Annotated in this window: 15 protein-coding genes; 10 read left to right on the forward strand and 5 right to left on the reverse strand. The window is 61.5% G+C overall.

Annotated features, from left to right (window positions below):
• Window positions 1-13: 13 nt before the first annotated feature.
• Window positions 14-184 (reverse strand): hypothetical protein, encoded by a 171-nt coding sequence (locus tag JOY50_RS04090; protein ID WP_016498959.1) that lies wholly within the window; start codon window positions 182-184, stop codon window positions 14-16.
• Between the two features lie 7 nt (window positions 185-191).
• Window positions 192-494, reverse strand: coding sequence for a DUF1883 domain-containing protein (locus tag JOY50_RS04095; RefSeq protein WP_016487931.1), 303 nt, complete (start codon window positions 492-494; stop codon window positions 192-194).
• 160 nt (window positions 495-654) lie between these two features.
• On the opposite strand from JOY50_RS04095, the gene JOY50_RS04100 reads away from it, so the two are divergent.
• From JOY50_RS04100 to JOY50_RS04135, 8 genes are all read left to right on the forward strand, one after another.
• Window positions 655-1014: a hypothetical protein gene (locus tag JOY50_RS04100; protein ID WP_019470664.1), complete on the forward strand. Its 360-nt coding sequence runs from the start codon at window positions 655-657 to the stop codon at window positions 1012-1014.
• A gap of 77 nt (window positions 1015-1091) precedes the next feature.
• Window positions 1092-1742, forward strand: coding sequence for a cytochrome c (locus JOY50_RS04105; protein ID WP_243054809.1), 651 nt, complete (start codon window positions 1092-1094; stop codon window positions 1740-1742).
• Window positions 1739-2653, forward strand: a complete 915-nt coding sequence (locus JOY50_RS04110) for a c-type cytochrome (protein WP_132841598.1) — start codon at window positions 1739-1741, stop codon at window positions 2651-2653. The genes JOY50_RS04105 and JOY50_RS04110 overlap by 4 nt, the downstream gene beginning before the upstream one ends.
• A gap of 297 nt (window positions 2654-2950) precedes the next feature.
• Entirely contained in the window at window positions 2951-3790 is an 840-nt protein-coding gene (galU, locus tag JOY50_RS04115) for a UTP--glucose-1-phosphate uridylyltransferase GalU (RefSeq protein WP_016487927.1), read from the forward strand.
• 97 nt (window positions 3791-3887) lie between these two features.
• A complete protein-coding gene (gorA, locus tag JOY50_RS04120; RefSeq protein ID WP_019470661.1) occupies window positions 3888-5243 on the forward strand; it encodes a glutathione-disulfide reductase in 1356 nt (451 codons plus the stop codon).
• A gap of 268 nt (window positions 5244-5511) precedes the next feature.
• Complete coding sequence (gene ahpC / locus JOY50_RS04125) at window positions 5512-6075, forward strand: alkyl hydroperoxide reductase subunit C (RefSeq protein ID WP_004375926.1); 564 nt, start codon at window positions 5512-5514, stop codon at window positions 6073-6075.
• A gap of 126 nt (window positions 6076-6201) precedes the next feature.
• Window positions 6202-7764: an alkyl hydroperoxide reductase subunit F gene (ahpF, locus tag JOY50_RS04130; protein WP_243054810.1), complete on the forward strand. Its 1563-nt coding sequence runs from the start codon at window positions 6202-6204 to the stop codon at window positions 7762-7764.
• Between the two features lie 155 nt (window positions 7765-7919).
• Window positions 7920-8108, forward strand: coding sequence for a hypothetical protein (locus tag JOY50_RS04135; RefSeq protein ID WP_016498965.1), 189 nt, complete (start codon window positions 7920-7922; stop codon window positions 8106-8108).
• A gap of 4 nt (window positions 8109-8112) precedes the next feature.
• On the opposite strand, the gene JOY50_RS04140 is transcribed toward JOY50_RS04135, so the two are convergent.
• From JOY50_RS04140 to nhaR, 3 genes are all read right to left on the reverse strand, one after another.
• A complete protein-coding gene (locus JOY50_RS04140; RefSeq protein ID WP_132841590.1) occupies window positions 8113-8760 on the reverse strand; it encodes a YceH family protein in 648 nt (215 codons plus the stop codon).
• Between the two features lie 120 nt (window positions 8761-8880).
• Window positions 8881-10092: a serine/threonine transporter SstT gene (gene sstT, locus JOY50_RS04145; protein ID WP_138736084.1), complete on the reverse strand. Its 1212-nt coding sequence runs from the start codon at window positions 10090-10092 to the stop codon at window positions 8881-8883.
• Between the two features lie 105 nt (window positions 10093-10197).
• Window positions 10198-11091 (reverse strand): transcriptional activator NhaR, encoded by an 894-nt coding sequence (gene nhaR / locus JOY50_RS04150; protein WP_016498968.1) that lies wholly within the window; start codon window positions 11089-11091, stop codon window positions 10198-10200.
• Between the two features lie 131 nt (window positions 11092-11222).
• Here nhaR and JOY50_RS04155 point away from each other — a divergent pair, with 131 nt between their 5' ends.
• Complete coding sequence (locus JOY50_RS04155) at window positions 11223-11462, forward strand: hypothetical protein (protein WP_019473606.1); 240 nt, start codon at window positions 11223-11225, stop codon at window positions 11460-11462.
• A 29-nt stretch (window positions 11463-11491) separates the two neighbouring features.
• Complete coding sequence (locus JOY50_RS04160) at window positions 11492-12244, forward strand: TerC family protein (protein ID WP_019473607.1); 753 nt, start codon at window positions 11492-11494, stop codon at window positions 12242-12244.
• Window positions 12245-12281 lie beyond the last annotated feature (37 nt).

A 12281-nucleotide genomic window follows, 5' to 3' on the forward strand; every position in this document is an offset into this window, starting at 1 on the left:
TTGGCGCGCAGCCTTACAGTGCCTTGCTCACCTGAATGTCGCTGATCTTGTCGGCGTCGTCGCCGTGGATCTTGCGCAGGGCATCGAGTGCCTGTTCCTGCGACGCGTCGGGCATGACGGCGAAATCCCAGCGGCGCTGGCCGTCGAGCTTGTATTTGATGACGTACTTGATGTTCTGGGTCATGGCAGTCTTATCTGAGTTTCGACGACGAGCGACGGATGATCTTGATCTTGTGGCTCAAGGTGGGCTTGCGCGTTACCGAGATCGGGCGGGTGGTCACGGTGTCGATGGTGATGTTCCAGAAACCGGTGCTGGGTACCGTGATTTTGGCCGGGAAGTCAACGAACTGGCCGCCATGGTAGGTGTGACGGCCGCCGTTCTTGAAGCTGCGGAAATTGGCGTCGTTCATCAGGCGGATATTGCAGCGCTGGGAGCATTCGATAACGACGATGTCGTCCTCGTTGAGGTGCTCGCGCTGGTGTACGAATTTCATGTGATGCTCCGCAAGGTTTGGATCTGTAAAGGCAAAAGATACCACGATGTGTCGTTACACTGGCGCGCTCGATGGCCAGGCCCCGATAAATCTGCCAAGGCAGGGAGCAAAACTGCCTGGCTGCGGTCGAACAGGATTCTTGAAGGCTGAGGTGCTCTAAATGAAGTGGATGGTGGCGGTGTTGTCTGTGGCGCTGGGCGGTTGTGTCAGCGTTTCGGAGCTGGAGCAATCGCACGAAACGCTGGATGTGATTTCCGGCAAGACTCCACGTGAATATGCCGACTGCATCAAGCAGAAGCTGGCCGATACGCGCGATCCGCTGGTGGAAGAGCCGCGTGGCGACGGCCTGCGCCTGATCGTGCCGCAGAAGATCAGCTCTGGGGTAGGCCCGGCGGCGTTGGTGGACATCGACAAGCGTGGCAGCGGCAGCAGCATCAAGCTGCGTGAGCGGCTGAACAACTTCCCCCTGCGCCTGGGCGATGTGCGCACGGCGGCCACCCAATGCATCTCCGGACATTGATCTGAGGCAACCGATCTTCCTGTCTTTGCTTATATGTTTTAAGCCTAAACATATAACAAAAGAAAAGGAGATTCGTGATGACACCGTTCAGACGCGTCCTGATCGGCAGCCTGCTGATCCTGGCCTGGCCCACGGCGCATGCCGTCGATGGCCAGAAAGTCTTCACCCAGGGTGGGGCCAACCCCGCCGCCATGGCTTGCCTCGGGTGCCATGGCCCGGACGGCAAGGGCATTGCCGCTGCCGGCTTTCCACGTCTGGCCGGGCTGCCGGCCGGTTACCTCAGCAAGCAGTTGCACGATTGGCGCAGCGGTAGCCGCAAGCAACCTGTGATGGAACCGTTGGCCAAAGCTCTGACCGAGGATGAAATCAAGGCGGTGAGTGCCTACCTCGCCAGCCTGCCGGCCGACCCTGCCGGCACTCTGTGGCGCCAGCAGATTGCCGATGACCCTACCACCCGCATGGCCCTTTACGGCGACTGGAGTCGGCAGATACCGGGCTGTGTGCAGTGCCATGGCCCTGGCGGCGGTGGGGTTGGCGAACACTTCCCGCCTTTGGCCGGCCAGCCTGCCAGTTACCTGGTGGCGCAGCTCAATGCCTGGCGCGACGGCAGCCGCAGCAATGACCCCAACCAGCTGATGGTCGGTGTGGCCAAGGCCATGACCGATGACGAGATCAAGGCTGTGGCCGAGTTCTTCGCGCGCGCCGCCACCCAGGAGGTCGCGCCATGAAGCCGATGATTCCAGCCTTGTTGTTGCTGGCCATGAGCAGTGCCCAGGCCGCCCCGATCGCCATGGAAGACCAGTCGCAACTGACGGTGCCTGGCATGCAGGCCGCGCCGCAATTTGTACCGCCCGCTGAAAGCGAGTTGCCCGCCAATGCCTTTGGCAAGATGGTGCGCGAGGGCCATGCCCTGTTTGTCGATACGCGCCGGCTGATGCCCGAGGCCGTGGGCAACGGCATGAACTGCAGTAACTGCCACCTCGACCAGGGGCGCCTGGCGCATTCGGCGCCGATGTGGGGCGCCTACCCGATGTACCCCGCGTACCGCAAGAAGAACGACAAGGTGAATACCTATGCAGAGCGTATCCAGGGGTGTTTCCAGTTCAGCATGAATGGCAAGCCACCTGCCGCCGACAGCCCGCAGATGACGGCACTGGCGACCTATGCGTACTGGCTGTCGACCAAGGCGCCAACGGGCGTGGAGATTGCCGGCCGTGGTTACCCCGAGGTGCCGCAGCCCGAGGGCGGCTATGACTTCAAGCGGGGCCAGCAGGTGTACCGCGAGCAATGCGCGATTTGCCATGGCGACAACGGCGAAGGGCAGAAGGTGGCCGGTGAGTACGTGATGCCGCCGCTGTGGGGCAAGGACTCCTACAACTGGGGCGCTGGTATGCACCGCATCAACACGGCGGCCTCGTTCATCAAGTACAACATGCCGCTGGGCAAGCCGGGCAGCCTCAGCGATCAGCAGGCCTGGGACGTTGCCGCGTGGGTCAACCGCCATGAACGGCCGCAGGACCCGCGGTTGGTGGAGGGCTCCATCGAGAAGACACGGGTGAAGTTCCATGCCAATGACGGCGTGAACCTGTATGGTCAGAAGGTAGATGGGGTGCTGATCGGGCAGGGCAGCGGTAGCTGATGCAGCGCCTGTGCCGGCCTGTTCGCGGGTGAACCCGCTCCCACAGATCTGTGCAGAGCTCAAGCCTGTTGAGCTACCTGTGGGAGCGGGTTTACCCGCGAAAGGGCCGGTACAGGCACCCTGATTTTGCTGTCATCCGCCCGTCATGTATGACGGTAATATTTACGATCCCCCGGAACTATCTACACTGGGTTATCTCTATGATGGCATCGGTCGCTATCAGGGGCATTGTAAGGTAAGTGCCGCCTGATTAGACTGCGCCGAATTCCACAGGCCTAGCCTTTGTTAAGGACGTATATGATCAAAAAATGCTTGTTCCCGGCGGCCGGCTACGGCACTCGCTTCCTGCCCGCTACCAAAGCCATGCCCAAGGAAATGCTGCCGGTGGTCAACAAGCCACTGATCCAGTATGGCGTTGAAGAAGCATTGGACGCCGGTCTGAACGAAATCTCCATCGTGACCGGTCGCGGCAAGCGCGCCCTGGAAGACCACTTCGACATCAGCTACGAGCTGGAAAACCAGATCAAGGGCACCGACAAGGAAAAATACCTGGTGGGTATCCGTCGCCTGCTCGACGAGTGCTCGTTCTCCTACACCCGCCAGACCGAAATGAAAGGCCTGGGCCACGCGATTCTCACCGGCCGCCCACTGATTGGCGACGAGCCGTTTGCCGTGGTGCTGGCGGACGACCTGTGCGTCAACCTGGACGGTGACGGTGTGCTGGCGCAGATGGTCAAGTTGTTCAAGCAATACCGCTGCTCGATCGTCGCGATCCAGGAAGTCGACCCGCAGGAAACCAACAAATATGGCGTCATTGCCGGCGAGGAGATCCGTGACGGTATCTTCCGTGTGGACTCGATGGTCGAGAAGCCCAAGCCTGAAGATGCCCCGTCGAACCTGGCCATTATCGGCCGCTACATCCTGACCCCGGATATCTTCGAGAAGATCGAGCAGACCGAGCCGGGCAAGGGTGGCGAGATCCAGATCACCGACGCGCTGATGAAGCAAGCGGCCGAAGGTAACGTGATCGCCTACAAGTTCAAGGGCAAGCGTTTCGACTGCGGTGGTGCCGAAGGCTACATCGAGGCGACCAACTTCTGCTTCGAGAACTTCTACAAGGCTGGCAAGGCTTACTGATAAGCCCAGCTGGTACGAGAGCCACCCTTCGGGGTGGCTTTTTTGTTTGCGGTGGCCAACGGCGTTATGCTGTGCGCCTGCCTAGGAGACTGAATACATGGCCTACGATTTTGATCTGTTCGTGATTGGTGCCGGGTCCGGCGGTGTGCGCGCAGCGCGCTTTGCCGCGGGCTTCGGCGCAAAAGTGGCAGTGGCCGAAAGCCGCTACCTGGGTGGCACCTGCGTCAACGTCGGCTGCGTGCCGAAAAAACTGCTGGTGTACGGCGCGCATGTCGCGGATGAACTGGAGCAGGCCGCAGGTTACGGTTGGTCCCTGGAAGAAGGGCACTTCGACTGGGGCACCCTGATTGCCAACAAGAACCGCGAGATCGAGCGCCTCAACGGCATCTACCGCAACCTGCTGGTCAACAGCGGCGTCACCCTGCTGCAAGGCCACGCACGCCTGACCGGCGCCAATGAAGTGGAAGTGGAAGGCCAACGCTACACCGCCGAGCACATCCTCATCGCTACCGGTGGCTGGCCGCAGATCCCGGACATCCCGGGCAAGGAACTGGCGATCACCTCCAACGAAGCCTTCTACCTCAAAGACCTGCCACGTCGGGTGCTGGTGGTGGGCGGTGGCTACATTGCCGTCGAGTTCGCGGGCATCTTCCAGGGCCTGGGGGCCGACACCACGCTGCTGTACCGTGGCGACCTGTTCCTGCGCGGCTTCGATGGCTCGGTGCGCACACACCTGAAGGAAGAACTGGAAAAGCGCGGCCTCGACCTGCAGTTCAATGCCGATATCCAGCGTATCGACAAACTTGAAGATGGCAGCCTCAAGGCCACCCTCAAGGACGGCCGCGAGCTGGTTGCAGACTGTGTGTTCTACGCCACAGGGCGGCGCCCGATGCTGGACAACCTGGGCCTGGAAAACACCGGTGTCGAGCTGGATGCGCGTGGTTACATTCGTGTCGATGAGCAGTATCAGACGACTGCGCCTTCGATCCTGGCCATTGGCGATGTGATCGGCCGTGTGCAGCTTACCCCGGTGGCCCTTGCCGAAGGCATGGCCGTGGCACGGCGCCTGTTCAAGCCGGAGCAGTACCGCCCGGTGGACTACCAGAACATCCCGACGGCGGTGTTCAGCCAGCCGCCTATCGGTACTGTCGGCCTGACCGAGGAGCAGGCGCTGGAGGCCGGGCACCAGGTGCAGGTGTTCGAAAGCCGCTTCCGCGCCATGAAGCTGACCCTGACCGACATTCAGGAAAAGACCCTGATGAAATTGGTGGTCGATGCCGAGACCGACAAGGTGCTGGGGTGCCACATGGTTGGCCCTGACGCCGGCGAGATCATCCAGGGCCTGGGCATTGCCCTGAAGGCCGGTGCGACCAAGCAGCAGTTCGACGAAACCATTGGCGTGCACCCGACGGCCGCCGAAGAGTTCGTGACCATGCGCACAGTCACCCGCTGACGCCACTGGCCTCATCGCCGGCAAGCCAGCTCCTACAGGTATTGCGCAAGTCCATGGGCCTGCGCTGTACCTGTGGGAGCTGGCTGGCCGGCGATGAGGCTCCTGAATGCTGCGCAATCCTTTGCTCAGCCCATTCCCTTCTATTAATTAACCCCGGTTATAGCCAAAACCAATCGCAAGCATGAGCTTTGCCAATGAGCCATCAGCGGGATGATTAGTTAGGATTCTATCCATCAACTGATTCCAACCCCATGAAGGAGCGTCTCTCATGCCAATCATCAACAGCCAAGTCAAACCGTTCAACGCCACCGCCTACCACAAAGGCGAGTTCGTCCAGGTCAGCGAAGCCGACCTGAAAGGCAAGTGGTCTGTCGTGTTCTTCTACCCGGCCGACTTCACCTTCGTCTGCCCGACTGAACTGGGTGACCTTGCCGACAACTACGCCGAGTTCCAGAAGCTGGGTGTGGAAATCTACGGCGTGTCCACCGACACCCACTTCACCCACAAAGCCTGGCACGACACTTCGGACACCATCGGCAAGATCCAGTACCCGCTGATCGGTGACCCGACCCACGTCATTTCGCGCAACTTCGACGTGCTGATCGAAGAAGCCGGCCTGGCCGATCGCGGTACCTTCGTGATCAACCCGGAAGGGCAGATCAAGATCGTCGAACTGAACGACGGTGGTGTAGGCCGCGATGCTGCCGAACTACTGCGTAAAGTGAAGGCTGCCCAGTACGTGGCTGCCCACCCGGGCGAAGTGTGCCCGGCCAAGTGGAAAGAAGGCGAAGCGACTCTCGCCCCGTCCCTGGACCTGGTTGGCAAGATCTAAGACTGTGAGCCAGTCGCGGGCGGTACTCAGCCGCCAAAGCTGAAGTTGTTACCGCCCCGTCAAACGCCCGGGCGACATCGCCTGGGCGTTTTTGTATCCGAGTTTTGAAAAAAAGGAATCGCCCGTATGTTGGACGCCACGCTTAAATCGCAACTGAAAACCTACCTGGAGCGGGTCACCCAGCCGATCGAGATCGTAGCCTCCCTCGACGACGGCGCGAAGTCCCGCGAATTGCACGACCTGCTGGTGGAAATTGCCGGTTTGTCGAACCTCATTACCTTCAGCGCGGACGGTACCGATGCCCGTCGTCCGTCGTTCTCGCTGAACCGCCCGGGTAGCGATATCAGCCTGCGCTTCGCCGGCATACCCATGGGCCATGAATTCACCTCGCTGGTGCTGGCGCTGCTGCAAGTCGGCGGCCACCCGTCCAAGGCCAGTGCCGAAGTGATCGAACAGATCCAGGCGCTGGAAGGCGAGTTCACCTTCGAAACCTACTTCTCGCTGTCGTGCCAGAACTGCCCGGACGTGGTCCAGGCGCTGAACCTGATGGCAGTGCTCAACCCTAATGTGCGCCATGTGGCCATCGACGGTGCGCTGTTCCAGGATGAAGTGGAATCGCGCAAGATCATGGCGGTGCCAAGCGTGTACCTGAACGGCGAGGTGTTCGGCCAGGGCCGCATGGGCCTGGAAGAAATCCTCGGCAAGATCGACACCAGTGCCGGTGCTCGCCAGGCCGAGAAGATCAACGCCAAGGACGCTTTCGATGTACTGGTGGTCGGCGGTGGCCCGGCCGGCGCTGCAGCGGCCATCTACGCCGCACGTAAAGGCATCCGCACCGGTGTCGCCGCCGAGCGTTCCGGCGGCCAGGTGCTTGATACCCTGGCCATCGAAAACTTCATCTCGGTGCAGGAAACCGAAGGGCCGAAGCTGGCCACGGCACTGGAAGAACACGTCAAGCAATACGACGTGGACATCATGAACCTGCAGCGCGGCGAAGCGCTGATTCCAGCCACCGATGGCGGCCTGCATGAAGTACGACTGGCCGGCGGTGCCTCGCTCAAGGCCAAGACCGTGATCCTGGCCACGGGTGCCCGCTGGCGCGAAATGAATGTGCCGGGCGAGCAGGAGTACCGCGGCCGTGGCGTGGCCTACTGCCCGCACTGTGACGGCCCGCTGTTCAAAGGCAAGCGCGTGGCGGTGATTGGCGGCGGTAACTCAGGCGTGGAAGCGGCGATCGACCTGGCCGGTATCGTCGCCCAGGTGACGCTGATCGAATTCGACAGCCAGCTGCGTGCCGATGCGGTGTTGCAACGCAAGCTGCACAGCCTGCCGAACGTGAAAGTGATCACCAGCGCGCTGACCACCGAGGTGCTGGGCAATGGTGAGAAAGTGAGCGGCCTGCGTTACAAGGACCGCACCACCGACCAGCAGCACGAGGTGGCGCTGGAAGGGATCTTCGTGCAGATCGGCCTGCTGCCGAACACCGATTGGCTGAAGGGCACCGTCGAGCTGTCGCCGCGTGGCGAAATCATCGTCGATGCCAAGGGCCAGACCAGCATCCCGGGTGTGTTTGCCGCCGGTGACGTGACTACCGTGCCGTACAAGCAGATCGTGATTGCTGTGGGTGAAGGGGCCAAGGCTTCGCTGGCAGCCTTCGATCACCTGATCCGTACTTCGGCACCGGCATAAGCCTGCGCTGGCCCTATCGCCGGCAAGCCAACTCCTACAGGTGATCACAGAATTCGAAACTGTGGTGCACCTGTGGGAGCTGGCTTGCCGGCGATAGGGCCTTCGAAGGCTGAGGGTGTCTATGATTACTGCAGATCCTCTCAGGAATCACACCCATGACCCTGATCAGTCGCGAACCCTGGTGGTTAGTCCCCCCAAAGCCTGGCCAGCAAGAACAGGACCTGCACTGGGGCTACCTGGAAATCTACGCCGACGGCCGCACCGTGTTCGTCGACCAGCGCCCCAGTGACCGGGAGCTGGCCGAACGCAAGAGCTGCCGCAACTTCCCCGACCGCGAGCCGTGACGGCTCAGCCTTCCAGCTCGGCCAGGCGTGCCTCCAGCGCCGCGATGCGGGCTTCGAGGGCTTCGATGCGGTCTTCCGAGACACTGCCGCCACTGCTGCGCGCACCACCTTCCTGTTGACGTGCAGCGAGGATCACCTCGATCTCTGCCGGGTCGCCCAGGGCGTGGGTGTAGCGGTCTTCACGCTGGCCGGCCTGGCGTGGCAGGTGCAAGGCCAGGCCGCGCGAGATCAGGCGCTCCAGCTGGTGCTGGATCTGATCGGTGTCGTCGAAGTCGTGCAGACGGTTGCTGCGGGTAAGCAGTTCGTTGAGGGTTTGCGGGCCACGCAGGAACATCAGGCCCATCAGTATCAGCTGGGCCGGCACCAGCTCCAGTGCCTTGTCCACCCGTTGTTCCCAGCGGTCGGCACGGCTGCCCATCTGCAGGCGGGTCATGTCCTGCCCTTCAAGGGCGCGCAAGGCCTGGCCGACCTGGCCTTGGGTCAGGTTCATCACCGGCTCGCGGCTGGTCTTCTGGTTGCAGGCCAGGACCAGGGCATTAAGGGTCAGCGGGTAGCTTTCCGGGCTGGTGGCCTGCTTTTCGATCAGCGAACCGAGAATGCGGATCTCAACGCTGTTGAAGCGGCCTTCATCTGCGGTTTCGTGTTCTGACATGGCCCTGTCTCATTACTGGGGAAAGGCCACTAGCCTAGGTAATGCGCCTGGCTTAAGCAATCACTGACATCATCGCTGGTAGGCTTGCCTGCAAGGGGCCGCACAGCGGCCCCTTGGTCTTCAAGCGCTACGGCGCTCTTCGGCTTGGCAAGCCGCCGCTGTGAACAGCACGTCGGTCGACGAATTGAGCGCTGTCTCGGCCGAATCCTGCAACACGCCAATAATGAAGCCCACCGCCACCACCTGCATGGCAATTTCACTGGGGATGCCAAACAGGCTGCACGCCAGCGGAATCAGCAGCAGCGAGCCGCCGGCCACACCCGAGGCGCCGCAGGCGCACACCGCCGCCACCACGCTGAGCAGCACGGCCGTCGGCAGGTCAACCGGGATACCCAGGGTATGCACCGCAGCCAGGGTCAGCACGGTAATGGTGATTGCTGCACCGGCCATGTTGATGGTTGCGCCCAGCGGGATCGACACCGAATAGGTGTCTTCATGCAGGCCAAGGCGCTCCGACAGTGCCAGGTTGACCGGGATGTTGGCCGCCGAGCTGCGGGTGAAGAACGCGGTAATACCGCTTTCGCGCAGGCACAGCAGGGTGAGTGGGTAGGGGTTGCGGCGAATCTTCCAGAACACGATCAGCGGGTTCATCACCAGCGCCACGAACAGCATGCAGCCGATCAGCACAGCCAGCAGGTGCAGGTAGCCGAGCAGTGCGTCAAGGCCAGACTGGGCAAGCGTGGAGCTGACCAGGCCAAAAATGCCCAGCGGGGCGAAGCGGATGACCACGCGCACGATCAGGGTCACGCCATTGGACAAGTCTTCGACCACGGTACGGGTGGTTTCGCCAGCATGGCGCAGGGCCACGCCCAGGCCGATTGCCCAGGTCAGCACGCCGATGAAGTTGGCGTTGAGCAGGGCATTGATCGGGTTGTCGACCGCGCTCAGCAGCAGGTTCTGCATCACCTCGGTGATGCCGCCCGGCGCGCTCAGCGTTGCCTCGCCAGTGCTCAGCACCAGGCTGGACGGGAACAGCATGCTGGCGACCACGGCCACCACCGCTGCGGCGAAGGTGCCCAGCAGGTACAGCCAGAGGATCGGGCGGATATGGGTTTCCTGGCCGTGGCGGTGGTTGGCGATCGAGGCCATGACCAGGACGAACACCAGCACGGGCGCCACGGCCTTCAGGGCGCTGACGAACACCTTGCCAAGGAAGGCCAGGTCGCGGGCAATGCCAGGCGCGAGCAGGGCAAGGGCAATGCCGGCGAGCAGGCCGATGACGATCTGTGTCACCAGGCTGGTGCGGTTGAGGAGGCGGAGAAGGGGGGTCATGTGCAGCGGTATCTCGGAATCTGGAAAGGGCGCGACTTTACCATAGAGTACTTGTGGGGCTGTTGCGGCCTGTTCGCGGGTAAACCTGCGAACAGGCCGCCGCAATCACCAATGAAACAACTCCCGACGCGCCCCCTCGGTAATCGCCACGATCCCCGGGTGCTTGACCTTGCGTTCCACCGAAATGGCATAGAACGACTCGTGCACGGCCTCGGTCTGGCCGATCAGCGTCACGCCATACTGGCGGCATACTTCTTCGGCGATCACGCTGGGGGCAACGAAAATGCCGCTGCCCGACTGGCCGAACGCCTGCATCAGGGCACTGTCATCGAACTCGCCCACGATACGTGGCTGCACCTGTTGCTCACTCAGCCAGCGTAACAGGCGGCTGCGCACCACGGTTTCCTGGCCGGGAACCAGCAACGGGGCGTCCTGCAGGCAGGCCGGGAAGGGGCCCTCCAGGCGCTGTGCCAGCGCCGGCGTGGCGAAGAAGCTCAGCCCGCACTCACCCAGCTTCTGGCTATAGCCCTTTATGTCCAGGTTGCCGGGCATCGGGCTGTCGGAAATCACCAGGTCCAGGCGCTGGATGGCCAGGTCGGCCAGCAACCGCTCAAGTTTGTCTTCGCGGCAGTTGATGCGCAGCACTTCATCCAGCTCCATGGTAGGTGCCAGCAGGCGGTAGACGATGGATTTGGGCACCACGTCGGCCACCCCCACGCGGAACAGGATCTGCTCCTGCGGGCCTGCGCGCAGCATGGCTTCGAGCTCGCCGCCGATCTGGAACATCTGCTCTGCATATACCAGCGCCTGGCGGCCGGTCTCGGTCAGCTCCAGCTGCCGGCCGGCGCGCTGAAACAATTCAAGGCCGTAGGTTTGCTCGAACAGGCTGATCTGCCCGCTGATGGTCTGCGGCGTAAGGTTCAGTTGTTCGCTGGCGCGGGTAATGCTGCCCGTCTTGGCCACGGCCCAGAAGTAATGCAGCTGGCGATAGTTGAGCACCGTCGGTCGTCCCGATTCGTAAAAACCGAAGTATACGCCATGAAAATACGAATTTTCCTGAACTATCAGCGTCTTTAGAATGCACCGCATCAGGCGCCATGCGCCGACGGGACATTTCAAGCGAGGACACCATGCTGCAACTCAAATCCATCGGTACCCCACTGGTGCTGGCGTTGGCCCTGTTCACCCTGGCAGGCTGCGACCAGGCTGAGAAATCCGCCCAGCAGATGCTGGACCAGGCCGCACAGTCGGCCAAGCAGGCGATTGACGACACCAACAAGGCCGCTCAGCAGGCGTTGAACGAGGCCATCGGCGGCGAAGGGCAAAAGCCCGAAGATGCCGACAAGAAAAAAGACACCCAGGAAATCTGACCCTAAACCGCCGCTGCAGGATTTGAACAATGGAATACTTGCTGGAACTCGCCGCTAGCCCCACCGCCTGGGTTGCCCTGGCTACGCTGGTCGCCATGGAAGTTGTACTGGGCATCGACAACCTGATCTTCATCTCCATCCTGACCAACAAACTGCCCGTGGAGTACCGTTCCAAGGCACGGCGTATCGGTATCAGCATGGCCTTGGTCATGCGCCTGGCCTTGCTCAGTACCGTGGCCTGGATCGTACAGCTGACCGACCCGGTGTTCGAAGTGTTCGGTAACGCCTTCTCCTGGAAGGACATGATCCTGATTGCCGGTGGCCTGTTCCTGCTGTGGAAGGCGACCAAGGAAATCCACGAAAGCGTCGACCCGCATGGCGCCAAGGAAGAAGCCAAGGTCGGCTCGACAGTTACCTTGGGCTTTGCAGCGGCAATCTTCCAGATCCTGCTGCTGGACATCGTCTTCTCGGTTGACAGCATCATCACCGCCGTGGGCATGACCGAGCACTTGCCGATCATGATCATTGCCGTGATCACGGCAGTCATCGTGATGATGGTGGCCGCCGACCCGCTGGCCAACTTCATCAATGACAACCCGACGGTGGTCATGCTGGCCTTGGGCTTCCTGATCATGATCGGCATGACGCTGATCGCCGAAGGTTTTGGCGCTCATGTACCGAAGGGGTATGTGTATGCGGCCATGGCGTTCTCGACCGTGATCGAGATGCTCAACATTTTTGCTCGCCGGGCGCGATTGAAGCGTGAGGCGGCTGAAGGTTGATGTAAAGAAGGTTGATGCAAAAGGCGGGGCGCATTGC

The sequence above is a fragment of the Pseudomonas sp. BP01 genome, assembly GCF_022760795.1.
Taxonomy (GTDB): domain Bacteria; phylum Pseudomonadota; class Gammaproteobacteria; order Pseudomonadales; family Pseudomonadaceae; genus Aquipseudomonas; species Aquipseudomonas putida_Q.